This window comes from Nocardiopsis sp. CA-288880, from assembly GCF_050955985.1.
Classification (GTDB): domain Bacteria; phylum Actinomycetota; class Actinomycetes; order Streptosporangiales; family Streptosporangiaceae; genus Nocardiopsis; species Nocardiopsis tropica.
This window is the reverse complement of sequence record NZ_CP192105.1, coordinates 1,931,385-1,955,943: the sequence shown is the minus strand read 5'-3', so window position 1 is coordinate 1,955,943 and position 24,559 is coordinate 1,931,385. Positions and strand designations below refer to the sequence as shown.

General features: G+C 72.4%; 21 protein-coding genes. 4 read left to right on the top strand and 17 right to left on the bottom strand.

Annotation, left to right across the window (positions count from 1 at the left end; all coding sequences use genetic code 11):
• Positions 1 to 386 precede the first annotated feature (386 nt).
• On the top strand, positions 387 to 530 hold the full coding sequence (locus ACQPYD_RS08585) for a hypothetical protein (RefSeq protein ID WP_267948924.1): 144 nt from the start codon (positions 387 to 389) through the stop codon (positions 528 to 530).
• Positions 531 to 633: 103 nt separating this feature from the next.
• Here the strand turns inward: ACQPYD_RS08585 and aspS are convergent, their stop codons facing one another.
• Both aspS and ACQPYD_RS08575 read right to left on the bottom strand, forming a co-directional pair.
• Complete coding sequence (gene aspS / locus ACQPYD_RS08580) at positions 634 to 2,394, bottom strand: aspartate--tRNA ligase (protein ID WP_433700493.1); 1,761 nt, start codon at positions 2,392 to 2,394, stop codon at positions 634 to 636.
• Between the two features lie 266 nt (positions 2,395 to 2,660).
• Positions 2,661 to 3,338, bottom strand: a complete 678-nt coding sequence (locus ACQPYD_RS08575) for an MBL fold metallo-hydrolase (RefSeq protein ID WP_267948922.1) — start codon at positions 3,336 to 3,338, stop codon at positions 2,661 to 2,663.
• 450 nt (positions 3,339 to 3,788) lie between these two features.
• Between ACQPYD_RS08575 and ACQPYD_RS08570 the strand changes: the two genes are divergently transcribed.
• Positions 3,789 to 5,021: a DUF349 domain-containing protein gene (locus ACQPYD_RS08570; RefSeq protein ID WP_433700492.1), complete on the top strand. Its 1,233-nt coding sequence runs from the start codon at positions 3,789 to 3,791 to the stop codon at positions 5,019 to 5,021.
• Between the two features lie 94 nt (positions 5,022 to 5,115).
• Here the strand turns inward: ACQPYD_RS08570 and ACQPYD_RS08565 are convergent, their stop codons facing one another.
• From ACQPYD_RS08565 to pyrR, 14 genes are all read right to left on the bottom strand, one after another.
• Entirely contained in the window at positions 5,116 to 5,805 is a 690-nt protein-coding gene (locus ACQPYD_RS08565; protein WP_433700491.1) for a hypothetical protein, read from the bottom strand.
• A gap of 182 nt (positions 5,806 to 5,987) precedes the next feature.
• Complete coding sequence (gene metK, locus ACQPYD_RS08560) at positions 5,988 to 7,181, bottom strand: methionine adenosyltransferase (protein WP_267948919.1); 1,194 nt, start codon at positions 7,179 to 7,181, stop codon at positions 5,988 to 5,990.
• Positions 7,182 to 7,480: 299 nt separating this feature from the next.
• Positions 7,481 to 8,671: a bifunctional phosphopantothenoylcysteine decarboxylase/phosphopantothenate--cysteine ligase CoaBC gene (coaBC, locus tag ACQPYD_RS08555; RefSeq protein WP_433701994.1), complete on the bottom strand. Its 1,191-nt coding sequence runs from the start codon at positions 8,669 to 8,671 to the stop codon at positions 7,481 to 7,483.
• A 211-nt stretch (positions 8,672 to 8,882) separates the two neighbouring features.
• On the bottom strand, positions 8,883 to 9,149 hold the full coding sequence (gene rpoZ / locus ACQPYD_RS08550) for a DNA-directed RNA polymerase subunit omega (protein ID WP_267948918.1): 267 nt from the start codon (positions 9,147 to 9,149) through the stop codon (positions 8,883 to 8,885).
• 143 nt (positions 9,150 to 9,292) lie between these two features.
• Complete coding sequence (gmk, locus tag ACQPYD_RS08545; protein ID WP_433700490.1) at positions 9,293 to 9,880, bottom strand: guanylate kinase; 588 nt, start codon at positions 9,878 to 9,880, stop codon at positions 9,293 to 9,295.
• A gap of 319 nt (positions 9,881 to 10,199) precedes the next feature.
• Positions 10,200 to 10,523 (bottom strand): integration host factor, actinobacterial type, encoded by a 324-nt coding sequence (gene mihF / locus ACQPYD_RS08540; RefSeq protein ID WP_267948916.1) that lies wholly within the window; start codon positions 10,521 to 10,523, stop codon positions 10,200 to 10,202.
• A 414-nt stretch (positions 10,524 to 10,937) separates the two neighbouring features.
• On the bottom strand, positions 10,938 to 11,645 hold the full coding sequence (pyrF, locus tag ACQPYD_RS08535) for an orotidine-5'-phosphate decarboxylase (RefSeq protein ID WP_433700489.1): 708 nt from the start codon (positions 11,643 to 11,645) through the stop codon (positions 10,938 to 10,940).
• 319 nt (positions 11,646 to 11,964) lie between these two features.
• Positions 11,965 to 12,906: a dihydroorotate dehydrogenase gene (locus ACQPYD_RS08530; protein ID WP_433700488.1), complete on the bottom strand. Its 942-nt coding sequence runs from the start codon at positions 12,904 to 12,906 to the stop codon at positions 11,965 to 11,967.
• Positions 12,907 to 12,943: 37 nt separating this feature from the next.
• Positions 12,944 to 13,843, bottom strand: a complete 900-nt coding sequence (locus ACQPYD_RS08525) for a dihydroorotate dehydrogenase electron transfer subunit (protein WP_433700487.1) — start codon at positions 13,841 to 13,843, stop codon at positions 12,944 to 12,946.
• A 296-nt stretch (positions 13,844 to 14,139) separates the two neighbouring features.
• On the bottom strand, positions 14,140 to 17,442 hold the full coding sequence (gene carB / locus ACQPYD_RS08520) for a carbamoyl-phosphate synthase large subunit (protein WP_433700486.1): 3,303 nt from the start codon (positions 17,440 to 17,442) through the stop codon (positions 14,140 to 14,142).
• Positions 17,443 to 17,458: 16 nt separating this feature from the next.
• Positions 17,459 to 18,604, bottom strand: coding sequence for a glutamine-hydrolyzing carbamoyl-phosphate synthase small subunit (gene carA / locus ACQPYD_RS08515; protein ID WP_433700485.1), 1,146 nt, complete (start codon positions 18,602 to 18,604; stop codon positions 17,459 to 17,461).
• Positions 18,605 to 18,663: 59 nt separating this feature from the next.
• Positions 18,664 to 19,965: a dihydroorotase gene (locus ACQPYD_RS08510; protein WP_433700484.1), complete on the bottom strand. Its 1,302-nt coding sequence runs from the start codon at positions 19,963 to 19,965 to the stop codon at positions 18,664 to 18,666.
• 159 nt (positions 19,966 to 20,124) lie between these two features.
• Positions 20,125 to 21,033 (bottom strand): aspartate carbamoyltransferase catalytic subunit, encoded by a 909-nt coding sequence (locus ACQPYD_RS08505; RefSeq protein ID WP_267948909.1) that lies wholly within the window; start codon positions 21,031 to 21,033, stop codon positions 20,125 to 20,127.
• Entirely contained in the window at positions 21,033 to 21,641 is a 609-nt protein-coding gene (gene pyrR / locus ACQPYD_RS08500; RefSeq protein WP_433700483.1) for a bifunctional pyr operon transcriptional regulator/uracil phosphoribosyltransferase PyrR, read from the bottom strand. The genes ACQPYD_RS08505 and pyrR overlap by 1 nt, the downstream gene beginning before the upstream one ends.
• A 558-nt stretch (positions 21,642 to 22,199) precedes the next feature.
• On the opposite strand from pyrR, the gene bldD reads away from it, so the two are divergent.
• The gene (bldD, locus tag ACQPYD_RS08495) at positions 22,200 to 22,694 is read left to right on the top strand and encodes a transcriptional regulator BldD (RefSeq protein ID WP_013154123.1); all 495 of its coding nucleotides are present in this window, start codon (positions 22,200 to 22,202) and stop codon (positions 22,692 to 22,694) included.
• Between the two features lie 271 nt (positions 22,695 to 22,965).
• Positions 22,966 to 23,580: a GNAT family N-acetyltransferase gene (locus tag ACQPYD_RS08490; protein WP_330157733.1), complete on the top strand. Its 615-nt coding sequence runs from the start codon at positions 22,966 to 22,968 to the stop codon at positions 23,578 to 23,580.
• Here the strand turns inward: ACQPYD_RS08490 and metF are convergent.
• A complete protein-coding gene (metF, locus tag ACQPYD_RS08485; RefSeq protein WP_433701993.1) occupies positions 23,492 to 24,421 on the bottom strand; it encodes a methylenetetrahydrofolate reductase [NAD(P)H] in 930 nt (309 codons plus the stop codon). The two genes, ACQPYD_RS08490 and metF, sit on opposite strands and share 89 nt — an antisense overlap.
• Positions 24,422 to 24,559: the final 138 nt, after the last annotated feature.

The window sequence follows — 24,559 nt, the reverse complement described above, 5'->3', positions numbered from 1 at the left end:
AGGGGGGAGGGCGCAGGGTTCCACGCCCGTGGCCGCATTCGTCCGGACACGGGGCGTGAATCGTTACGCTCGTGTGACTCAATGGCGCAGAATGCACTCCGCCACCACTCCGCACGCGAAAGGGGACATCCCCACTGGCACATCGTGTTCACTCCAGGACACGTGTGGATCGCGGTACGGGAAGGGTGATTCGCCCCCAACGGTAGGGGATGGCGGCCCCCGGCGCATCCGCGCCCGGGCGGCGGGGCCGGGTTCGGCCGTCTTCGGGCCGAACGGCTACGCCCGATAGTCGACGAATATCTCCGTGTGACCGTTTAGGAAGGTTCAAAGTAGGCCTAATCCGGGCACCGAACATGAAGTGTGAAATTCTCCGACCCCCTGAGGACATGCCCATGTACCTGGTGCTCAAGCGTGCCGTGGCGACGTTCAGGATCAGCGGCACCGTCTGGGACTGGGACTGCCGACTGTGCGGCAGCAGCAACTCCGACGGCGACCACTCCTGCTGGAGCTGCGGGGGCAGGAAGCCGTAGCCGCTCCGTCCCCGGGGCCGGCACACTCCCGGAACCGCGTCGGGGGCGGTGCGCGTCCACCGCGCACCGCCCCCGTCACAGGGTCCTCAGGACCCCTCCGGACCTACTTCCGGCCGGCCCTGGCCTGCGCCTCGGCCTCCGGGTCCGCGTCCACCCCGGCCTCGGCCCGCTGGGCCCCGGTGATCGGTGTGGGCGCCCCGGTCAGCGGGTCGCCGCCCGAAGCGGTCTTCGGGAACGCGATGACCTCGCGGATGGTCGGCTGTCCGGCCAGGAGCATGATGATCCGGTCCCAGCCCACGGCCAGGCCGCCGTGCGGGGGCGGGCCGAACTTGAACGCCTCGAGCAGGAACCCGAACTTGGACTCCGCCTCGGCCTTGCTCAGGCCGATCGTGTCGAAGACGCGCTGCTGCATCTCGGCACGGTGGATACGGATGGACCCCGAGACGAGCTCGTAGCCGTTGAGCACCAGGTCGAAGGCCCGGGAGTTGGTGGTGCCCGGGTGGTCCTGGAAGTCGTCCTCGTCCTCGACGGCCGGAGCCGTGAAGGGGTGGTGCACAGGCTTCCAGGAGCCCTCCTCGTCGGCCTCCTCGAACAGCGGCATGTCGGTGATCCACAGGATCTCCCAGAGGGAGGTGTCGATCAGGTCGCACCGCTTGCCGATCTCCAGGCGCGCGGCGCCGAGCAGCTCCTGGCTCTCGGTGCGCTTGCCCGCCGCGAAGAAGACGGCGTCGCCGGGCGCCGCGCCGACCTCGGCGGCCAGGCCCTCGCGCTCGGTGTCGGACAGGTTCTTGGCGACCGGGCCCCCCAGGGTGCCGTCCTCCTGGACGAGCACGTAGGCCAGGCCCTTGGCGCCGCGCGAGCGGGCCCACTCCTGCCAGGCGTCCAGCTCCTTGCGGGTCTGGGACCCGCCGCCCGGCATGACCACGGCGCCCACGTAGGGGGCCTTGAAGACCCGGAACGGGGTGTCCGCGAAGTACTCGGTGACCTCGACCAGCTCCTGGCCGAACCGCAGGTCCGGCTTGTCGGAGCCGAACCGGTCCATGGCCTCGGCGAAGCGCATCCGGGGGAACCGCTCGGGCAGCTCGACGCCGCGCACCTCGCGCAGGAGGCGGGTGAACAGCTTCTCGCCGACGGCGAAGATGTCCTCCTCGTCGACGAAGCTCATCTCCAGGTCGATCTGGGTGAACTCCGGCTGGCGGTCGGCGCGCAGGTCCTCGTCGCGGAAGCAGCGGGTGAGCTGGTAGTAGCGCTCCATGCCGCCGACCATGAGCAGCTGCTTGAACAGCTGCGGGGACTGCGGCAGGGCGTACCAGTGGCCCGGCTGGAGGCGGACGGGGACCAGGAAGTCGCGGGCGCCCTCGGGGGTGGAGCGGGTCATGTACGGCGTCTCGACGTACACGAAGCCGAGGTCGCGCATGACGTCGTGGGCGACGTAGGTGGCCTTGGAGCGCAGGCGCAGGTTCTCCGCCATCTCCTGGCGCCGGATGTCCAGGTAGCGGTAGCGCAGGCGGGTCTCCTCCGCCACGTCCGCGGCGCTGTCCAGCTGGAAGGGCAGCGGGGCGGACTCGCTGAGCACCTCGATCTCGTCGGCGGCGACCTCGATCGCGCCGGTGGGGATCTCGGGGTTCTCGTTGCCCTCGGGCCGGACCCGGACCGTGCCGGTGACCTTGATGCAGTACTCCGCGCGGAGGTCGTGGGCCAGGTCGTCCTCGCGGACGACGACCTGGGCCACTCCGGAGGCTTCGCGCAGGTCGAGGAAGACCACTCCGCCGTGGTCGCGGCGGCGTGCCACCCAGCCGGCGAGGACAACGGTCGCGCCGGCGTGCTCGGCGCGCAACGCACCTGCCTCATGCGTGCGTATCAACGAACTTCTCCTTCAGCGTCTCGGTTCGTGTCAAGTGTGCCCGACCTGCGCTTTGGTACGGGCCGATCCTGTGCACACCGCCCGCGCGCACCCGGGTCCCGTGGCCGGGGACGGCGGTGTGGAAACCACCGGAACCCGCCTCAGGCGGGGCCGGTGCGGGTATCTCGTCCGTCGCGGGGCCCGGGGGTCGCGCTCGGGGCGTCGACGCCTCTGCGGTGTTCGGTGGTCATCACGTCGTTCCTGCGGGGTGGGTCGTCCGGGCGGGCTCAGCCGGCGATGTCGCGCAGGTACGGATTGGTGGCGCGCTCCCGCTCGACCGTGGTGGCGGGGCCGTGGCCGGGCAGGACCTGGGTGCCGTCGGGCCGGGCCAGGACCGCGTCGGCGAGGCTGCGCAGCATGGCCTCGTGGTCCCCGCCGGGGAAGTCGGTGCGTCCGATGGACCCGGCGAAGACGAGGTCGCCGGCGAACATGACGGGGACCCCGTCCTCCGTGGTGACCGTGTAGACGACCGAGCCGGGGGTGTGCCCGGGGGTGTGCTCCACCCCGACCTCCAGGCCGGCGAGGGACAGGGTGTCGCCCCCGGCCACCTCGACCAGGTCCGAGGGTTCGGCGTGGGGGCCCTCCCCCAGCAGGGAGGACAGCCGGGCGGCGAAGCCGGGGTCGACCCCGGCGGCGGGGTCGGTGAGCAGGTGGCGGTCCCGGGCGTGCACGTGGACCGGCACGCCGTGGCGCCCGCCGAGCTCCGCGGCCGACCACACGTGGTCGAAGTGCCCGTGCGTGAGCAGGACCGCGACGGGCGTCAGGCCGTGCTCCGACAGCACCTTCTCGACCTGTTCGGCCGCCTCCTGCCCGGGGTCGACGACGATGCAGTCGCCGCCGGGGGCCGGTGCCAGCACGTAGCAGTTCGCGGCGAGGGGCCCGGTGGGAAGTGCGGCGATGAGCACGGCGGATGTCGTCCTGTCCTCGGTCGGGTGCGCGGTCGGAGGGGCGGGCCCGCGGTTCGGACGCGCGAACCCTCAGGTGCAGAGCCTACCGAGGCACGGGAGGAGGGGCGACCCGTCGGGCACCTCGGCGAAAGCGTTTGATCACCATTCGATCACCGCGCGCGGCTCGCCTCTTTGCCAAACCGCGTGGTAATGCCATATTGGTCACCGTCGTCGTGTGCGCCGAGGCCCCGACCTGCGCCTCTTCCGGGCGGGTGCGCGGCCCGGAGGGACACACGGGGACGCGCGGACACGCATGATCTGCGCCGATGTGAATCACGGCGCGTCGCCGCCCGTCGAATCGTATGGATATCGTGCTGAGCACGGTGGTTCCCATCACGACGCGGCGCGCGAGCGGCGCGACGACCCGAGCCCGCCCCACGGCGGGGCTCATGACAGCAGGAGGACACGGTGACCACGGACCCTTGGGGCCGCGTAGACGACGACGGCACGGTCTACGTCCGCACGAGCGAAGGTGAGCGGGTCGTCGGATCGTGGCAGGCGGGGGCGCCGGAGGAGGCTCTGGCGTTCTTCCGGCGCAAGTACGACGCCCTGGTCACCGAGGTGGAGCTGCTGGAGAAGCGGCTCCGCAGCACGGACCTGTCCGCCGCCGCCGCGATGTCGAACATCGACAAGCTGCGCTCCGCCGTCACCGATGCGAACGCCGTCGGCGACCTGGAGTCGCTGGGCAGGCGGCTGGACGCCCTCTCCGGCCGCGCCGAGGAGCGCAAGGTCGAGCAGAAGCAGGCGCAGGAGCAGGCCCGCGGGCAGGCCCGGGAGACCAAGGAGCGCATCGTCGCCGAGGCCGAGCGGGTCGCGACCGAGACGACGCACTGGAAGTCCGGCGGCGAGCGGATGCTGCAGCTCATCGAGGAGTGGAAGAAGGCCCCCCGGGCCGACCGTCCCACCGAGCAGGCTCTGTGGAAGCGGATGTCCGCCGCGCGCAACTCCTTCTCCAAGCGCCGCAAGACGTACTTCGCGAACCTGGACCAGGAGCGCGACTCCGTGCGCGTGGAGAAGGAGCGCATCGTCGCCGAGGCCGAGGCGCTGTCGGGCTCCGACGACTGGGGGCCCACGGCCCGCGCCTACCGCGACCTCATGCAGCAGTGGAAGAGGACCGGGCGCGCGGACAGAGCGAGCGAGGACAAGCTGTGGACGCGCTTCAAGGCGGCCCAGGACCGCTTCTTCGACGCGCGCAACGCGACCTTCGCCGAGCGCGACGCGGAGCTGCGGGTCAACGCCGACGCCAAGGAGCGGATCCTGGCCGAGGCCGAGGCGGAGATCCCGGGGATCTCCGACCCGCGCCGGGCCCGTGCCCGCCTGCGTGACTTCCAGGAGGCGTGGGAGGAGGCCGGTGAGCTGCCCCGCGACGTGCGCGACCAGCTCGAGGGCGCCTTCCGCCGGATCGAGGACGGCGTGCGCCGGGCCGAGGACGCCGAGTGGGAGCGGAGCAACCCGGAGGCGATCGCCCGCGCCAGGGACACGGTGTCCCAGCTGGCGGCGGCGATCACCGACCTGGAGGCCAAGCTGGAGAAGGCCAGGGAGCGGGGCGACGACCGGCGCGTCAAGGAGCACGAGGACGCCCTGGAGGCGCGCCGCTCGTGGCTGGCCGAGGCGGAGAAGGCCCTCGACGAGCTGAGCTGAGCAGGCCGGGCCACAGCGTGCGGAAGGGCCGCGCCCCGCGGGGCGCGGCCCTTCCGCGTGTGCGCGCCCGGCACGGCGCGTCCCGTCCGGACCGCTAGCGGTGCGCGTCCAGCTCGTAGACGTCGGCGCCGTCCGTGAGCGTCCTGACGTTCGCGGCGGGCTCCGGTGCGGGGCCGCCGGGCAGGTGCGGGAGCGGGTCGGACCGCCGGTCGCGCCGGTGGCGCGCGTAGCCGCCGATGCAGGCCGCGGAGGCGGCCAGGAGGAGCAGTCCCACGACCACCCGGACGAGGGGCGCCGAGCCGTGGACCCTGTGCACGGCGGAGGAGCACGCGGCCAGCGCGGCCCCCGGCTCGGGCCGCAGGCACACGGTGGTGACGGGGTGCGCGCCGCCCTCCCGGACCCCGGTGATCTCCCCGGTGACCCGGAAGTCCGCCCGTTCGCCCGACGCCAGGTCGTGGGTCCACGCCACCTGCCCCTCCTCGACCCCGGCCCTGGTCCCGGCCGAGCCCGAGACGTAGCGCATCGTGGACGGCAGGAACTGGACGATCTCGGCGTCCGGGAGGTCCCCGGCGCCGGAGTTGCGCACCCGGATGGTGTACTCGACGTGGTCCCCGGGGCGCAGCCGCTCCTCGTCGGAGCGCGTCCCCAGGGACACGTGCAGGGTATCCGCCCCCGGTACGGCCGCGTCGTCCGCCGACGGGCCCGGGCCGGGTGCGTGGTGGGCGCCGGGCAGGGCGATCATGGCCGCCAGGCCCAGTGCCGACATCGCCGTGGTCACGGCCATGGTGCTTCCTCCGCGTGCGAGCACAGAAAATTACCTTGTGTGCACATGTCATAACACGGAGTAGTTGTTTTGGCCGTGCGCCATGCGGGAGGCGGGCGCGGACACACCGGGGGCGGGCGGCCGCTCGGGCCGCCCGCCCCCGGGACGGGCTCCGTCCGGGGACGGAGCGGGAGAGGTCGGGCTCAGACGCCCACGAACGACCGCAGCGCGGCGGCCCGCTCGGTGCTCTCCCACGTGAACTCGGGCAGCTCCCGGCCGAAGTGGCCGTAGGCGGCCGTCGCGGAGTAGATCGGGCGCAGCAGGTCCAGATCGCGCACGATCGCGGCCGGACGGAGGTCGAAGACCTCCTTGACGGCCTTCTCGATCAGCTCCGGGGCGACCGTCTCGGTGCCGAAGGTCTCGATGAACACACCGACCGGGTGGGCCTTGCCGATGGCGTAGGCCACCTGGACCTCGGCGCGCTCGGCGAGCTCGGCGGCGACGATGTTCTTGGCGACCCAGCGGGTGGCGTAGGCCGCCGAGCGGTCCACCTTCGACGGGTCCTTGCCGGAGAAGGCGCCGCCGCCGTGGCGGGCGTAGCCCCCGTAGGTGTCCACGATGATCTTGCGCCCGGTCAGTCCGGCGTCGCCCATCGGGCCGCCGATCTCGAAGCGGCCGGTCGGGTTGACGAGCAGCCGGTAGTTGTCGGACTCCAGGCCGAAGGCGGCCACGACCGGCTCGATGACGTGCTCGCGGATGTCCGGGGCGAGCATCTCCTCCAGGTTGATGTCCGCGGAGTGCTGGCTGGAGACGACGACGGTGTCGAGGCGCACGGGGACCTGGCCCTCGTACTCCACCGTGACCTGGGTCTTGCCGTCCGGGCGCAGGTAGGGCACCGTGCCGTTGCGGCGGACCGCCGCCAGCCGCTCGGAGAGCGAGTGCGCCAGCTTGATCGGCAGCGGCATCAGCTCGGGGGTCTCCCGGTTGGCGTAGCCGAACATCAGGCCCTGGTCGCCGGCGCCCTGCCGGTTGAGCGCGTCGTCCTCGTTCTCGACACGCGCCTCGTAGGCGGTGTCGACGCCCTGGGCGATGTCCGGGGACTGGGCGTCGATGGAGACGTTGACCCCGCAGGAGTCACCGTCGAACCCCTTGGCGGAGGAGTCGTATCCGATCCGGAGGATCTTCTCGCGCACGATGGCGGGGATGTCGACGTAGGTCTGGGTGGTGACCTCACCCGCGATGTGGACCTGACCGGTGGTGATCAGCGTCTCGACGGCGACCCGGCTGCGCGGGTCGTGGGTGAGCATCGCGTCGAGGATCGCGTCACTGATCTGGTCGGCCATCTTGTCGGGATGGCCTTCGGTGACCGACTCGGAGGTGAAAAGGCGGCGGGACACGTTGCGTGACTCCTTGCAGCGGCTGCTGGCTGACATGTGTCGGTGCGGCACAGCGCTCCGGCGGCCTGCCGGGGGCGGCCAATGCCGACCGACGCGGTTGGTTATCGGTCCACTGTAACCGGACTGGTGGGGACGGGCGTCCGGCTGCCGACCGCGTCGCATGTCGGCAAGGACACCCGTTCGCAGTGTGGCGTACTCGGCGGTAGGAATCCAGTCCTGGTGTCCAGGCTGTTCGTCCGCGGGCACCCCGTCTGCCTGTGCGAACGCCCACACGGGCGGACCCGGGGCCGCGGAGGCCGTCAGGGGAGGCGTTCGACGACCAGGTCCCACACGCGGTCGGCGAGGTCGTCCTTGGGCCCGGTCGGGATGTCCGTGACGGAACCGTCGGCGCCCAGGACGACCGCCTGGTTGTCCTCGGTGCCGAACGCGCGCCCTCCCCCGACCTGGTTGACCACGAGGAGGTCGCAGCCCTTCCTCTCCAGCTTCGCGCGGCCGTTGGCGACGACGTCGTCGGTCTCGGCGGCGAACCCGACGATGGTCTGCCCGGGCGCCTCCGACGCCCGGGAGGCCACCAGGCCCGCCAGGACGTCCGGGTTCTCGACCAGCTCGATGGGCCCGGGGGCCGCACCGGACTTCTTGATCTTGGAGGCGACGCTCCTGACCGGCCGGAAGTCGGCGACGGCCGCGCTCATCACGACCGCGTCGGCGCCGCGCCTCTCGGCCTCCATCGCCTCGGCGAGCTCGGCGGCCGAACCCACCCGCACGACACGGGCCCCGGCCGGGTCCGGGAGGGAGACGTTGGCGGCGACGAGGGTGACGTCGGCCCCGCGCGCGGCGGCGGTGCGGGCCAGGGCGTACCCCTGCTTGCCGGAGGAGTGGTTGCCGAGGAACCGGACCGGGTCGATGGCCTCCCTGGTGCCCCCGGCGGAGACGACGACGCGGCGGCCGGCCAGGTCGGGGGCGGCGGCTCCGCGGCGCAGGACCAGCCGTGCGGCCTCGAACAGCTCGGAGGGCTCGGGGAGGCGGCCGCGTCCGCTGTCGGCGCCGGTGAGGCGTCCCACGGCCGGGTCGAGGACGACGGCGCCCCGCGCGCGCAGGGTGGCCACGTTCGCCCGGGTGGCGGGGTGCTCCCACATCTCCGTGTGCATCGCGGGCGCGAACACCACGGGGCACCGCGCGGTGAGCAGGGTGTTGGTGAGGAGGTCGTCCGCCAGGCCGGCGGCGGCCCTCGCCATGAGGTTGGCGGTGGCCGGGGCCACGAACACGAGGTCGGCCTCCTGCCCGATGCGCACGTGCGGGACCTCGTCGACCCCGTCCCACACCCCGGTGGTGACGGGCTGCCCGGACAGGGCCGCCCAGGTGGGCTCGCCGACGAAGCGGAGTGCCTCGGCGGTGGGCACGACCCGGACACGGTGGCCGGACTCGGTCAGACGGCGGAGCAGCTCGCACGCCTTGTAGGCGGCGATACCGCCGCCGACGCCGAGGACCACCCGGGGAACGCTCTGTGTCTCACTCACAGGAAGGAGTTCTACCAGGCCCGGCCGAGCGGGCGCGCACCGGTCCCGCGGACGGCCGCGCCCCCCGCGCGCCCGACGGGGCGGTGGAGGGCGGTGTGCGGGCTCCGGCGGCACGCTGCGGTCGCGCCGGACTCCGCCGCGCCTGCCGGCCCGTGGCACGGGACGGCCGCGGCGGAGGGGCGGATCAGGTGCCCTCGTAGGGCTCGGCGGTGAGCAGGCCGGACTTGACCTCGCGCAGGGCGATGGACAGGGACTTCTCCTGCACCTGGGTCTCGACCAGCGGGCCGACGTACTCCAGGAGGCCCTCGCCGAGCTGGGCGTAGTAGGCGTTGATCTGGCGGGCCCGCTTGGAGGCCATGGTGACCAGGCTGTACTTGCTGTCGACGAGCTGCAGCAGGTCGTCGATGGGCGGATTGGTGATGCCTTCGGCGACGGGCTCGGTACCAGCCACTTCGTTTACCCCCAGGGAAGGTCTCCGGCTCGTCGGAAGCCGTGACGTGATCGTTCGGGACGTGTTCGAGGATACGCGGCGCCTCCGGGCGCAACCCCGGAGCGGGCGGACGCGGGCGGCGGTGGCCGTGGGCCCCGCCGCTATCACACCTTGGGCGCGTCGATCAACGCTAGCAGCTCGGCGCACACTTCCTGCACGGACGTGTTGACGAGCGTGGTGTCGAACTCCTTCTCGGCGGCGAGCTCGACCTTGGCGACCTCCAGCCGGCGACGGATGACCTCGTCGGACTCGGTGCCGCGCCCGGTGAGGCGGCGGACCAGCTCCTCCCAGGAGGGCGGCGCGAGGAAGACGTGGTAGGCCTCGGGCATGGTCTCGCGGATCTGGCGCGCGCCCTGGAGCTCGATCTCCAGCAGCACGGGGGCGCCGGCGGTCAGGCGGGCCTGGACGGGGCCGCGCGGGGTGCCGTAGCGGTTGCCCGCGAACCTGGCCCACTCCAGGAGCTCGTCCTCGGCGACGAGGCGGTCGAACTCCTCGTCGGTGACGAAGTGGTACTGGACGCCGTCCTGTTCGCCGGGCCGGGGCGCGCGGGTGGTGGCCGAGACCGAGAGCCACACGTCGGGGTGCTCGCGCCGCAGGTTGGCGACCACGGTGCTCTTCCCCACACCCGAGGGGCCGGACAGGACGATCAACCGCTTCTCGGCCGGACGGGACTCGGATGCGCGTTCGGGCATGTGTGTTCGGGGCTTCCCTTCGGGGCCTGTCCGCCGCGGGGCCGGAGGCCATCGGCCGCGCTCCGGGAACCTGGCGGGACCGGGCGCGTCGCCGTGCGGGCGGCTGCTGTGCGGGGGTGTCCGCGAACGGTCGCGGGAAGCTCCATTTATACCACCGAGCCGCGGTGCGGCGGACGGTTGTGACCTGGGGCCATCCGTCCGCCGACCGCGGCTCGCGCTGTGGCTTCACCGTGAGCCCGCCGCTGTCGCGGCGCGCTCTCCGCCGCGACTGTGGGGGACGCGGACGGGCCGGTGTACTGCGTACTGCTCCTACCGGGTGTTACTTGGTGAGGTCACCGAACTCGGCCTCCAGGGCCGCGCGCTGGTTGGTCCCCAGACCGCGGACACGGCGCGACTCGGCGATGTTGAGACGCTCCATGATCTGCTTCGCACGGACCTTGCCGACACCGGGGAGGGATTCCAGCAGAGCCGAAACCTTCATCTTGCCGATGACGTCGTCCTTGAGGCCGTTGGCGAGCACCTCGGACAACGAGATGCCGCCGTTCTTCAGCTTGTTCTTGACCTCCGCGCGCTCTTTTCTGGCCTTAGCGGCCTTCTCCAGAGCCGCGGTGCGCTGTTCAGGTGTGAGGGGAGGAAGGGCCACGCCGGGTCACCTCGGATTTCTACTCGTTTGTAGAGGGCGGACGCCTGCGCAAGTTAGTAGGTCTGACCCCTGTTAGGCAACGTAAAGTGCCCTTTCAGCGGCTATTTCATCGAACTAACTACGTAGAGTTACCATTCAATTGCGGTCGGAGACGAAATACAGGACCTTGGTCCCGATTGGGCCGAGCATAAAGCGCGTCACCAGCGCAGGTCACAGAGGGGTGACCCGGGTCACTCAAGGCAGTCTGTTCCGAGTTTCGGACACACCTAATTGGTGACCGTCAGTGATCCATAACCGCGCGTGATGAGCTCGCTTCATCGGTTCGTCCCCGGGATCCTTCGATCCCCTCGCCCCTTCCCCCGGGACACCGTCGAAGGGTGCTCCCGGCGCCGTTCTCCCGTCCGTCCGCCTCCCCTAGACCCTGGCCCCGGCCCGCCGCACGGCGGCCGCGAGGGAGGCCGCCGCCGCGCCGGGGTCCGGCGCCCGCGTGATGGGGCGGCCGATGACCAACAGGTCGGCCCCCGCCTCGATGGCCTCCTCCGGGGTGGCGACGCGCGACTGGTCCCCCTTGTCCGCCCCCGCCGGACGCACTCCCGGCGTGATGAGGGTGACGTCCGGCCCCACCTCCGAGCGCACCAGCGCCACCTCCCGGGGGGAGCACACCAGGGCGCGCGCCCCGGCGCCCACCGCCAGCGCGGACAGGCGACGCACCGCGTCCCGGGCCGGGCCGAGCAGCCCCACCTGCTCCAGGTCCGCCTCGTCCATGGAGGTGAGCACGGTCACGGCGGCGATCCTGGTGTCCGGGGCCGCCTCCGCGGCCGCGCGGACCATGTCCGCCCCTCCGGAGGCGTGCACCGTGAGGAAGGAGGGGCGCAGCCACGCGACGCTGCGCGCGGCGCCCTCGACCGTGGCCGGGATGTCGTGGAGCTTGAGGTCGAGGAAGACCCCGAGCCGGCCGGCCCCGCGCACCGCGCTGACCACCTCCGGGCCGTAGCGCAGGTACAGCTCCAGCCCCACCTTGACCGTACTCACGTGGGGTGCGACGGCCGAGGCCCAGGTGGCCGCCGTCTCGATGTCACCGGCGTCGATCGCGACGGCGATGGGCGCGGAAGGCGCGGTCATGTCGGTCTCTCCAATCGTGTGCCACCGGCTCCGTGCCGGTGCGTGCAACATCCGCACGTGCTTACCGATGTGCTTACCGAAGCATCGGCCGATGCACGTCCACTGTCCTGTGCACACCATCAAGGTGTGCGATTCCCCGGATGAGTCGCTTCATGCGCCCATTCCGTATCACTTCCCCGTAACGGCCGCCCAGACGGACGCAGCCCGACGCTCCCCCGGGATCGCCCCCTTGCGCCAGGTTGCGCCTGTTTGGTCGCACAGAGCCATCTCAACGCCGTTCAGGCCGGTCAGGGCCCTTGTGCGCCGTGTGCCCGACCTGTCACGCCCCGGCCCCCTGCCGGTGGGCCGCTCCCACCACGTCCGAGGCCCTGGCGAAGCCCCGCGCCTCCAGCGCCTCGGCGAACTCCCGGAGCACGCGGCTGCAGGCGGACGGGTCGGAGAAGTTGGTCGTGCCGACCGCCACGGCGCTCGCCCCGGCCGCCATGAACTCCAGGACGTCGGCGCCCGTGCGGACGCCGCCCATCCCGATGATGGGCACCCCGGGAAGCGCCTCGTGCACGCGGTAGACGCACCCCACGGCGAGCGGCCGGATCGCCGGGCCGGACAGCCCGCCCATCCCCCCGGCCACCGCGGGCCGCAGGGTGCGGGTGTCCACCGCCATGCCGCGCACGGTGTTGATCATGGACAGGCCGTCCGCGCGCGCCTCCACGCACGCCGAGGCCAGCTCCACCACGTCGGGGACGTCGGCGGCCAGCTTGGCCAGCACCGGCAGGTCCGAGCGGGCGTGGGAGCGCACCGTCCGCACCACCGCCGCCGCGTGGGAGGCGTCGTCGGCGAAGTGGCGCCCCGACGGGTCGGCCGGGTCGGGACAGGACAGGTTCACCTCGATGGCGCTGACGCCCTCGGCCGCCGAGATCCGCCTGGCCAGCTCGCCGAACTCGCCCACCCCCGCCCCGGCGATGGAGACGATGGCCCGGCCGCCGCGGGCCAGCAGCCAGGGCAGGTCCCGCTGGAGGAACACGTCCACCCCGGGGCCCTGCATGCCCGTCGTGCTCAGCATGCCGCTGGGCGTCTCGGCCATGCGCGGCGCCGGACGCCCCGCGTGGGGCTCCAGCATCACCGACTTGGTCGTCACGGCGCCGATCGACGCGATGTCGAAGAACTGGGACAGTTCACGGCCGGAGCCGGCGCACCCGGCGGCGGTCACCACGGGGTTGGGCAGGTCCATGCCGCCCACCCGGGTCCTGAGGTCTGCGTTCACGTGCCTTCACTCGGTCGTGTGTGTGTCGCCGCCCGGGTCAGGCGATGTCGCGCGCCGACTCGGCGGCGCGGGCGGCGCTGGAGCCCTTCCACCCCGGGGCGCCCAGGGCGTCGAAGGGGATGGTCCCCACGTCGTCGAAGCGCACCTGCTCGCCGCGGAACACCGGGCCGTCCACGCAGGAGCGCACCATGCGGGTGATGCCGTCCTCCCCCACCACGGGGATCACGCAGGTCATGCAGATCCCCGTGCCGCAGGCCATGGTCTCCTCCACCGCCACCTGGACGGGGACCCCGTGGCCGCCCGCCACCGCGGTGACGGCGCGGAGCATGGGCATCGGGCCGCAGGCGTACACCGCGTCGGACCGGCACTCCTCGATCACGCGGCCCAGGACGTCGGTGACCCGGCCCCTGGTGCCGAACGAGCCGTCGTCGGTGGTGAAGGCGGCGGTCTCGGCGATGCGGCGGGCGGTGATCGCGCTGAACACCCGGTCGGCGGAGGCCGCGCCGAGCACGAAGTCGACCCGGCACCCGCGCCTGCGCAGCGACTGGGCGAGCGGGAACAGCGGCGCGCTGCCGGAACCGCCGCCCACGAGCACGCAGTTGACGGGTTCGCGCGGCAGCGGGAACGGCCGGCCCAGGGGGCCGACCACGTCCAGCAGGTCGCGCGACCTCCGCTCGGACAGCCAGGCGGTGCCGGTGCCGCGCACGGAGAACAGGAACTCGACGGTGCCGCCGTAGTCGGGCTTGACGTCGTGGATGGCGAAGGGACGGCGCAGCAGGGTGCTGGAGTGGTCGCCGCCGACCGCCACCGAGACGAACTGGCCCGAACGGAACCGCTCGGCGATCCCCGGGGCGACGACGGTGATGGCGTAGTAGGCGTCCACCCTGCGCACGTTCAGCACGGGGCACCTGACCTGCACCGGTCCGTTGTCGCTCATGGTCTCGGGGAAGCCTCTCTCGCCTCGGGCGCGCGGGCGCCGCGGTGTCCCCGCGGCGCCCGCACTCTACTGCCGGGACCCCGCCCGGAGGCGGGGCAGCCCTGTCCCTACAGCCTAGGCCGTTCGGTGGGCGCGCCCCGCTCAGCGCACCGGCGCCGCCCCGGGGGGACGGCGCCGCGGCCGCCTCCCCCGCCCCGCACCCGGCGGATCGGGGGACACGCGCCGCCGGTGTCCGGACCGCCCCGTGGCGCTCCTCACACCCTGTCCCGTCCGGGCCCCGGACGGGGAGGCCCCGGCTACTCCCGGTCGGCGCCGAGCGCCCTGGCGTGCTCCTGGAGGGAGCGCACCCCGACGTCGCCGCGCACGCGCGCCTCGATGGCCTGGACGGCCGCGGCCAGCCCCTGCACGGTGGTGACGCTGGGCACGCCGCGCACCACCGCGGCGGTGCGGATCTCGTACCCGTCCAGACGCGGCCCGGCCTGGCCGGCGCTGCCGAACGGGGTGTTGACGATGAGGTCCACCCCGCCCTCGTGGATGAGCTGCACGATCGTGCGCTCCCCGTTGGGGCCGGGGCCCGCGCTGTGCTTGCGCACGACGGTGGCGCGCACGCCGTTGCGGCGCAGCACCACGGCGGTGCCCTCGGTCGCGAGGATCTCGAAGCCCAGGTCGGCGAGCCGCTTGACCGGGAAGATCATCGAGCGCTTGTCGCGGTTGGCCACGGAGACGAACACCTTGCCCCGGGTGGGCAGGGAGCCGTTCACGGCCAGCTGGGACTTGGCGTAGGCGGCGCCGAACTCGACGTCCAGGCCCATGACCTCGCCCGTGGAGCGCATCTCGGGGCCGAGGATGGTGTCGACCCCCTCGCCCTCCTTGTCGATGAACCGGTTGAACGGCAGCACGGCCTCCTTGACCGACACCGGGGCGTCGGCGGGCAGGTCGCCCCCGTCGCCGGTGGCGGGCAGCATGCCCTCGGCGCGCAGGTCCGCGATGGACGTGCCCGCCATGACGCGGGCGGCGGCCTTGGCGAGCGGCACCGCGGTCGCCTTGGACACGAACGGCACGGTGCGGGAGGCGCGCGGGTTGGCCTCCAGCACGTTGAGCACGCCCGAGGCCAGCGCGTACTGGACGTTGATGAGGCCGCGCACGCCGGTGCCGCGGGCGATCGCCTCGGTGGAGTAGCGGATGCGCTCGATGTCCTCCTGTCCCAGGGTGATCGAGGGCAGGGTGCAGGCCGAGTCGCCGGAGTGGATGCCGGCCTCCTCGATGTGCTCCATGACCCCGCCCAGGTACAGGTCGGTGCCGTCGTAGATCGCGTCCACGTCGATCTCGATCGCGTCGTCCAGGAAGCGGTCGATGAGCACCGGGTGCTCGGGGCTGACCTGGGCGTTGCGCTGGATGTAGTCGGCGAGCATCGTCTCGCTGTAGACGATCTCCATGCCCCGGCCGCCCAGCACGTAGGAGGGGCGGACCATGACGGGGTAGCCGATCTCGTCCGCCGCGGCCTTGGCCTCGGCGAAGGAGTAGGCGGTGCCGTACTTGGGGGCGGGCAGCCCCGCCTCGGCGAGGACCTTGCCGAACTCGCCGCGGTCCTCGGCCAGGTCGATGGCCTCGGGGCTGGTGCCGATGATGGGCACCCCGTTCTCCTTGAGCCGGCGGGCCAGCCCGAGGGGGGTCTGGCCGCCCAGCTGGACGATGACCCCGGCGACCGTGCCGCTGAGCTGCTCGGCGCGGACGACCTCCAGCACGTCCTCCAGGGTGAGCGGCTCGAAGTAGAGCCGGTCGCTGGTGTCGTAGTCGGTGGAGACGGTCTCGGGGTTGCAGTTGACCATCACGGTCTCGTACCCGGCCTCGGAGAGGGCGAAGGAGGCGTGGACGCAGGAGTAGTCGAACTCGACGCCCTGGCCGATGCGGTTGGGACCCGAGCCCAGGATGATGATCTTGGGCTTGTCCCCGTCGGGGACCTCGGTCTCCTCGTCGTAGCTGGAGTACAGGTACGGCGTCCGGGCGGCGAACTCGGCGGCGCAGGTGTCCACGGTCAGGTAGACGGGGTGGATGCCGAGGGCGTGGCGGAGTTCGCGGACGACGTCCTCGCTCCGGCCGGTGATCTCGCCGATCTGGACGTCGGAGAAGCCGAGGCCCTTGGCCTCGCGGAGCAGGTCGGCGTCGAGCTTGGGCGCCTCGGCGAGGACGCGCGCCGCCTCCTCCAGCCGGAGCATCTGGTCCAGGAACCACGGGTCGATCCTCGTGGACTCGTGGAGCTCCTCGACGGTGGCCCCGGCGCGGAAGGCCTGCTGGACCTGGCGCAGCCGGTGCTCGGTGGGGACGGCGGCCCTGCGGAGGAGCTCGTCCTTGTCACCGGGGCTGCCCGCCCAGGTCAGCCCCACCCCGGCCTTCTCCAGCGAGCGCATGGCCTTCTGGAGGGCTTCGGGGAAGGACCGGCCGATGGCCATGGCCTCGCCCACCGACTTCATCGTGGTGGTGAGGGTGGGGTCGGCCCCGGGGAACTTCTCGAAGGCGAACCGCGGCACCTTGACGACCACGTAGTCGAGCGTGGGCTCGAAGCTGGCCGGGGTCTCCTTGGTGATGTCGTTGGGGATCTCGTCGAGGGTGTAGCCGACGGCGAGCTTGGCGGCGATCTTGGCGATCGGGAAGCCCGTGGCCTTGGAGGCCAGGGCGGAGGACCGCGAGACCCGGGGGTTCATCTCGATGACGATGACCCGGCCGGTGGTGGGGTGGACGGCGAACTGGATGTTGCAGCCGCCGGTGTCCACGCCGACCTCGCGGATGACCGCGATGCCCAGGTCGCGGAGCTCCTGGTACTCGCGGTCGGTGAGGGTCATGGCGGGGGCGACGGTGATCGAGTCGCCGGTGTGCACGCCCATGGGGTCGAGGTTCTCGATGGAGCAGACCACCACGACGTTGTCGTTGGTGTCGCGCATGAGCTCCAGCTCGTACTCCTTCCAGCCGAGGATGGACTCCTCCAGGAGCACCTCGGTGGTCGGGGAGAGCGCGAGGCCCTGTCCGGCGATGCGGCGCAGCTCGGTCTCGTTGTGCGCGAAGCCGGAGCCCGCGCCGCCCATGGTGAAGGAGGGGCGCACGACGACCGGGTAGTTCAGCGCCTCGGCGGCGTCCAGGCACTCCTGGAGGGTGTGGCAGATGCGCGAGCGGGCGGACTCGCCGCCGATCCGCTCGACGATGCGCTTGAAGCTCTCGCGGTCCTCGCCGGACTGGATGGCGTCGATGTTGGCGCCGATGAGCTCGACGCCGTACTTGTCCAGGATCCCGGCCTCGTGCAGGGAGACGGCTGCGTTGAGCGCGGTCTGCCCGCCCAGGGTGGGCAGGAGCGCGTCGGGGCGCTCCTTGGCGATGATCTTCTCGATCATCTCGGTGGTGATCGGCTCGACGTACGTGGCGTCGGCGATCTCGGGGTCGGTCATGATCGTGGCCGGGTTGGAGTTGACCAGGATGACCCGCAGGCCCTCGGCCCGCAGGACACGGCAGGCCTGGGTGCCCGAGTAGTCGAACTCGGCCGCCTGCCCGATCACGATCGGGCCGGAGCCGACCACGAGGACGGATGAAAGATCACTACGGCGCGGCATGCTCTTGTTCCTCTAACTACTTGGCAGCCGGAGCGGGCTGGGCGTCGGACATCAGGGTGACGAACTCGTCGAAGAGCTCGGCGGCGTCGTGGGGGCCCGCGGCGGCCTCCGGGTGGAACTGGACGCTGAACACGGGCCGGTCCAGCAGCCGCAGGCCCTCGACGACCTGGTCGTTGAGGCCGATGTGGCTGACCTCGGCCCGGCCGTAGGGGGTGTCGAAGGGGGTGTCGAGCGGGGCGTCCACGGCGAAGCCGTGGTTCTGGCTGGTGATGGCGACCTTGCGGGTGCGGGTGTCGATCACCGGCTGGTTGACGCCGCGGTGGCCGAAGGGCAGCTTGTAGGTGCCCAGGCCCAGGGAGCGCCCCAGGATCTGGTTGCCGAAGCAGATGCCGAAGAGCGGCTTGCCGGCGTCCAGGACGCCGCGCATGGCGTCGACGGGGCCGTCCGCGGTGGCGGGGTCGCCGGGGCCGTTGCTGAAGAACACGCCGTCCGGGGCCAGGGCGAGGATGTCCTCCGCCGTGGCCGCGGAGGGCAGGACGGTGACCCGGCAGCCGCGCTCGGCGAGGCGCTGGGGGGTCATGGCCTTGATGCCGAGGTCGACGGCGGCGACGTGGAACCGGGTCGGGACCCCCTCGGGGGGCAGGACCTCGTAGGCGGCGTCCGTGCTGACCTCGGCGGCCAGGTCGGCGCCGGCCATGCGGGGCGCCTCCAGGACGCGGGCGAGCAGCTTCTCCGGGTCGGTCTCGACGGTGCTGACGGCTGCGCGCATGGCGCCCCGGTCGCGCAGGTGGCGGGTGAGGGCGCGGGTGCCGGTGAGGGCGATGCCGACCACGCCCTGGCGGCGCAGCTCCTCGTCCAGGGTCCGGCGGGCCCTCCAGTTGGAGGTGATGCGCGCGGGCTCGCGGACGACGTACCCGGCGACCCAGATGCGGCCGGACTCGGGGTCGTCGTCGTTGACGCCGGTGTTGCCGATGTGCGGGGCGGTCATCGTGACGATCTGGCGGTGGTACGAGGGGTCGGTGAGCGTCTCCTGGTACCCGGTCATGCCGGTGTTGAAGACGATCTCGCCGAAGGTCTCGCCGGTGGCGCCGAAGGATCGGCCGCGGAAGACCCGGCCGTCCTCGAGCACCAGAATCGCCGGTCCGCCGGTTTCCTCGGACACGTTCTCCCCCTCTGCCGCACCAGGACCGGCCTGGGCGTTCGCTGCTGTCGCTGCCGTGTTCACTTGATCTTGCCTTCCAGGACGGTGGGGGTGCCGCGCAGGAACGTGGCGCGGACCCGGCCCGGCAGGGTCATGCCCCGGAAGGGGGTGTTGCTGCTCTTGGTCGCCATGGCCGCACCGTCCACCGCGACCGGGTCGGCCGGGTCGTACAGGACGACGTTGGCGGGCTCGCCCTCCGCGAGCTCGCGGCCGTGCCCCCCGACGCGGCCGATGCGGGCCGGCGCCGCGGACATGCGGTCGGCGACCCCGGCCCAGGTGAGCAGGCCGGTGTCGACCATCGTCCTCTGCACGACCGCCAGGGCGGTCTCCAGACCGACCATGCCCATCGCGGCGGTGGACCACTCGGTCTCCTTCGCCTCCCTCGGGTGCGGGGCGTGGTCGGTGGCCACGATGTCGATGGTCCCGTCGGCCAGGCCCTCGCGCAGTGCCTCCACGTCCTCGGCCGTGCGCAGGGGCGGGTTGACCTTGTAGATCGGATCGTAGCTCTCCACCAGCTCGTCGGTGAGGAGCAGGTGGTGGGGGGTGACCTCCGCGGTCACGTCGCAGCCGCGGGCCTTGGCCCAGCGGATGATGTCGACCGAGCCCTTGGTGGAGACGTGGCACACGTGCAGGCGCGAGCCGACGTGCTGGGCGAGCAGGCAGTCGCGGGCGATGATCGCCTCCTCCGCGACGGCGGGCCAGCCGGGCAGGCCGAGCCGGTCGGAGACGCGGCCCTCGTTCATCTGCGCGCCCTGGGTGAGGCGGGGCTCCTGGGCGTGCTGGGCGACGACGCCGTCGAAGGCCTTGACGTACTCCAGGGCCCTGCGCATGAGCAGGGCGTCGGAGACGCAGATGCCGTCGTCGGAGAAGACGCGCACCCGGGCGGCGGACTCGGCCATCGCGCCGATCTCGGCGAGCTGCTCCCCCGCCAGGCCCACGGTGACGGCGCCGACCGGGCGCACGTCGCAGTAGCCGGCCTCGCGGCCCAGGCGCCAGACCTGCTCCACGACCCCCGCGGTGTCGGCGACGGGGTCGGTGTTGGCCATGGCGTGGACGGCGGTGTAGCCGCCGGCCGCGGCGGAGCGGGAGCCGGACGCGACGGTCTCGGCGTCCTCGCGGCCGGGCTCGCGCAGGTGGGTGTGCAGGTCCACCAGTCCGGGCAGGGCGACCAGTCCGGTCGCGTCGACGGTCTCGGCCCCCTCGGGGGCCTCCAGGTCCGGGCCGATCGCGGTGATCAGGCCGTCGGCCATGAGGATGTCGACGGGGTCCCCGCCGAGCGGGCGGGCGCCGCGGATCAGGTGCGGTCCGTTGGTGTCGGGCATGGCGGTGGTGACTTCCTCGTGTTCTCGGGTGGAGGCGTGGTTCGCGCGGGCGCCGGCGGGAGGGCGCTCACCGCGCGGGGCCGGCTCGGGCGCCGGCGGGTGCCGGCCCCGGGGGCGCCGGCCGCGGGACGGGGCGGCGTCTCCCGGGGAGGGCGCGGGCTAGGAGCCGCCGAGCAGCAGGTAGAGCACGGCCATGCGCAGGCTGACGCCGTTGGCGACCTGCGCGGTGACGGTGCACCGGGGCGAGTCGGCGACCTCGGCCGCGATCTCCATGCCGCGGACCATCGGTCCGGGGTGCATGACGATGGCGTGCTCGGGCATCCGGGCCAGGCGCGCGCCGTCGAGGCCGTAGTTGCGGCTGTACTCGCGCACGGAGGGGAAGAACGAGTCGCGCATGCGCTCGGCCTGCACGCGGAGCATCATCACGACGTCGGACTTGGGCAGGACGTCGTCGAGGTCGTAGGAGACCTCGCACGTCCAGGTGTCCACCGAGACCGGCAGCAGGGTGGGCGGCGCGACCAGGGTGACGTGGGCCCCCAGGGTGGTGAGCAGCAGGACGTTGGAGCGCGCGACGCGGCTGTGCAGGATGTCGCCGACGACGGCCACCCTGAGGCCGTCCAGGCGCCCCAGCCGCTCGCGCATCGTGTACGCGTCGAGCAGTGCCTGGGTGGGGTGCTCGTGGGTGCCGTCGCCCGCGTTGAGGACGGAGCCGTCCACCCAGGTGGCGAGGCGGTGGGCGGCCCCCGAGGCGCTGTGCCGGATGACGACGGCGTCGGCCCCCATGGCCTGGAGGGTCAGCGCGGTGTCCTTGAGGCTCTCGCCCTTGGAGACGCTGGAGCCCTTGGCCGAGAAGTTGATGACGTCGGCGGACAGGCGCTTGGCGGCGAGCTCGAAGGAGGTGCGGGTGCGCGTGGAGTCCTCGTAGAAGAGGTTGACCACGGTGCGGCCGCGCAGGGTCGGGAGCTTCTTGACGGAGCGGTCGCCGACCTGGGCGAGTTCGGCCGCGGTGTCCAGGACGAGGGTGGCCTCGTCCCTGCTGAGGTCTCCGGTGGAGAGCAGGTGGCGCATCATGCGTTCCCCTCGGTGGAGCCGGGACGGGGGCCGGGGGCCCCGGGTCGGGAGGCGCCGGACGGGGGCCGCGAGGGGCCGAGCAGGACCGCGTCGTGTCCGTCGGTCTCCTCCAGGCGCACGGTGACGTTCTCGCGCAGGGAGGTGGGCAGGTTCTTGCCCACGTAGTCGGCGCGGATGGGCAGTTCGCGGTGGCCCCGGTCCACGAGCACGGCGAGCTGGACGGCGCGGGGCCGGCCCAGGTCGCCGAGGGCGTCGAGGGCGGCGCGCACGGTGCGGCCGGAGAAGAGCACGTCGTCCACGAGGACGACGACGCGGTCGTCGAGTCCGCCGCCGGGGATCTCGGTCCTGCCGAGGGCGCGCACGGGGGCCGATCTGAGGTCGTCGCGGTACATCGTGATGTCGAGGGAGCCGACGGGGACGGCGAGGTCCTCGACGCGTCCGATGCGCTGCGCCAGGCGCCGGGCGAGCGGGACACCGCGGGAGGGGATGCCCAGGAGGGTGACGTCCCCGCCGCCCTTGGTGCGTTCGAGCACCTCGTGGGCGATGCGGGTCAGCGCCCGGTTGATCTCGTTGCCGTCGAGGACGGCGCGGGTGCCGTCGGGCACCTCGGGCGACGGTTCGGCGACGCCTTCGGCATCACCTTTCGTCGGCTTTTGGACACGCAAAGTAGTGACCCCTTCCCTGCCTCACAGAACAGGTCCTTAAAGGATGTCGATCGGCCCCACGCTACCAGCGACGATCGGGCCACCCGAGGGGCGGTCCGAGGTCGGAAACGGCCAGTGTGACTCTGGTCACACCATTGAGGGGACTCTCATCGCCCAGGAGTAGCCATATCGCCACGCAGTGGATACGACCACAGAATGGTTGAAAGGTGAAATTCCCTGTAGAAACGGGCTTTGTGGACCAGCGCGACGCCCCTCTCGTCCCGAACCATCCGGACATGAGAGGAGTCTCACTTACGCACGGTTTGGCCACCGATTAGTCGCGTTTCACACCAACGGCTTGACCTGGGGGGCAGACCCCCCTACCGTCACTGTCTGTAACCACTACCGGGTGGGGTTGCACCCCGTGACCATCCGCTGAGCCGCACAGGCGGCTCGCCGAGTACGAGCGGACGTCCCCCCACCACGCCAGCCACCGTCACGGCCGGGAGCGACAAGAACATGCCATCCGAATACGCCAAGTCCCTCGGTGCGCGACTGCGCGCCATCCGCACCCAGCAGGGCCTGTCCCTGCACGGGGTGGAAGAGAAGTCCCACGGACGCTGGAAGGCCGTCGTGGTCGGCTCCTACGAGCGCGGCGACCGCGCCGTCACCGTCCAGAAGCTGGCCGAGCTGGCCGACTTCTACGGGGTCCCCATGTCGGAGCTGCTGCCGGGCGGCGCCGCGCCGACGCCTCTGGGCCCGACACCCAAGCTGGTGATCGACCTGGAGCGCATGCAGCAGCTGCCGCAGGAGAAGGCGGGACCGCTCTCCCGCTACGTCGCCACCATCCAGAGCCAGCGCGGCGACTACAACGGGCGCGTGCTGTCCATCCGCCAGGAGGACCTGCGTTCACTCGCGGTCATCTACGACAAGTCGCCCGGCGACCTGACCGAGGAGCTGATCAACTGGGGGGTCCTCGACCCCGAGGCGCGCCGCGCGGTCGACGCCTTCTAGGGACCGGGGAACACACGAAGGTCGCACCCGCTCGACGAGAACCGGCACCCCGCGGGGCGCCGGTTCTCGTCGTGTCCGGGGCCGGCGCAACGGCGCGGCCGGGCGTGGGGCTTCCCCTCCCCAACCCGGCCGCGCCGCACTCCGCCGGGCGGACCCGGCGGAAGTTAATCGAACGCCTGTTCGATAGAACCCAGTTAACCCCAGCCCGCCCGACCCGTCAAGGTCCCCCGCGCCGAGGGCGCGTCGGCGCCCCGTGCCCTAAAATCGGGCTGTGGTAGCCGATACCGAGTTGCGTGAACTGGCGCCGCCCGCCTTCACGCACGCCGTTCCCGCGCTGCTCCGGGTGTACGAGGCCGCCATGCGCCCGCCGCCCGAGCAGCTGCCCGGCCGCGCGGCCGTCATGAACGGCCACGCCTACTACCCGGGCTTCCGCGCCGTGGTCGCGCTCCGCGAGGGGCGCCCCGTCGGCTTCGCCTACGGCTTCCACGGCGTGCGCGGCCAGTGGTGGCACGACATGGTCACCGAGGGGCTGCACGCCGGCGGGCGGGCGCGCCAGGCGCGCCGCTACCTCGCCGACCCCCTGGAGATCGCCGAGGTGCACGTCCACCCCGAGGCGCAGAACCAGGGCGTGGGACGGGCCGTGCTCCACGCCCTGTGCGAGGGGCGCGGTGAGCGCACCGCCGTCCTGTCCACGCGGACGGGGCCGTCGGCGGCGCGCCACCTCTACCGCTCGTGCGGGTTCACCGAGGTGCTGGAGGACTTCGCCTTCCCGGGCAGCCCGGACCAGCCCTTCTCGATCATGGCCGCGCGTCTGCCCCTGACGGGCTCCGACGACCGGAGACCTCACGGAAGATCTGCCTGGTGGCCTTGGACTGGTTCGAGGTGATGAAGTGGATGCCCGGCGCGCCCTCGTCGAGCAGGCGCTCGCACATGCGCTGGGCGTGCTCGATGCCGAAGGCCCGCACCGCCTCGGCGTCGTCGCCGAAGGACTCGAACCGCTCCGCCAGGGCGCGCGGGAAGGGGGCCCCGGAGAGCTTCTCCGAGCGCGGGATGAAGGACGAGCGGACCACGGGGAACACCTCGGGGATGATCGGCACCTCGCACCCCCGGGCCGCCACGCGGTCGCGCAGCCGCAGGTAGTCCTCCGGGTCGAAGAACATCTGGGTGATGGCGTAGTCGGCGCCCGCCTCGCACTTGCGCACGAAGTGGTCGGTGTCGGTCTCCACGTCGGCCGAGCGCGGGTGCTTGTACGGGAACGCGGCCACGCCCACGCAGAAGTCGCCGCTCTCCTTGAGGAGTCGGACGAGCTCCTCGGTGTAGGTCAGGCCCTCGGGGTGGCTGACCCACTCGCCGTCGGGGTCGCCGGGGGGGTCTCCCCGCACGGCGAGCATGTTGCACACGCCGGCGTCCGCGAAGCGCCCGATGAGGTGGCGCAGCTCGGCGACGGAGTGGTCGACGAGCGTCATGTGCGCCACCGGCATCAGCGTGGTGTCGGTGGCGATGCGTTCGGTCGTCTCCACGGTCAGCCCGCGCGTGCTGCCGCCCGCGCCGTAGGTGACCGAGACGAAGGACGGGCCGAGTGCCTCGATCTCCCGGATCGCGCGCCACAGCCGCTCCTGCGACTGGGGCGTGCGCGGTGGGAAGAACTCGAAGGAGAACATCGGCTCGCCCGCGTTGAGGAGTTCGCGGATATGACGCGGCCTGGGGGCCGGGCTTCGGGGCGCCACGGGGCGTGTCGGTGCTGCCAGCATGTGTACCAGCTTAGGCGAAGCGCACTCACGGACAGGGATCGGCGTCCCACTGTGCGGGACCGTGTACCGGCGGACCGGCGCGGGGCGCGCCCGGTGGGGCGGCGGACCCGCCCG

What these genes read in the sequence shown, in the direction of transcription:
- ACQPYD_RS08585 (WP_267948924.1), top strand. Translation starts at nt 387, where the DNA reads ATGCCCATGTACCTGGTGCTCAAGCGTGCCGTGGCGACGTTCAGGATC.
- carB (WP_433700486.1), bottom strand. Translation starts at nt 17,442, where the DNA reads ATGCCGCGCCGTAGTGATCTTTCATCCGTCCTCGTGGTCGGCTCCGGC.
- gmk (WP_433700490.1), bottom strand. Translation starts at nt 9,880, where the DNA reads ATGCCCGAACGCGCATCCGAGTCCCGTCCGGCCGAGAAGCGGTTGATC.
- ACQPYD_RS08510 (WP_433700484.1), bottom strand. Translation starts at nt 19,965, where the DNA reads ATGCCCGACACCAACGGACCGCACCTGATCCGCGGCGCCCGCCCGCTC.
- ACQPYD_RS08565 (WP_433700491.1), bottom strand. Translation starts at nt 5,805, where the DNA reads ATGGCCGTGACCACGGCGATGTCGGCACTGGGCCTGGCGGCCATGATC.
- ACQPYD_RS08505 (WP_267948909.1), bottom strand. Translation starts at nt 21,033, where the DNA reads ATGCGCCACCTGCTCTCCACCGGAGACCTCAGCAGGGACGAGGCCACC.
- pyrF (WP_433700489.1), bottom strand. Translation starts at nt 11,645, where the DNA reads ATGACCGCGCCTTCCGCGCCCATCGCCGTCGCGATCGACGCCGGTGAC.
- bldD (WP_013154123.1), top strand. Translation starts at nt 22,200, where the DNA reads ATGCCATCCGAATACGCCAAGTCCCTCGGTGCGCGACTGCGCGCCATC.
- ACQPYD_RS08525 (WP_433700487.1), bottom strand. Translation starts at nt 13,843, where the DNA reads ATGAGCGACAACGGACCGGTGCAGGTCAGGTGCCCCGTGCTGAACGTG.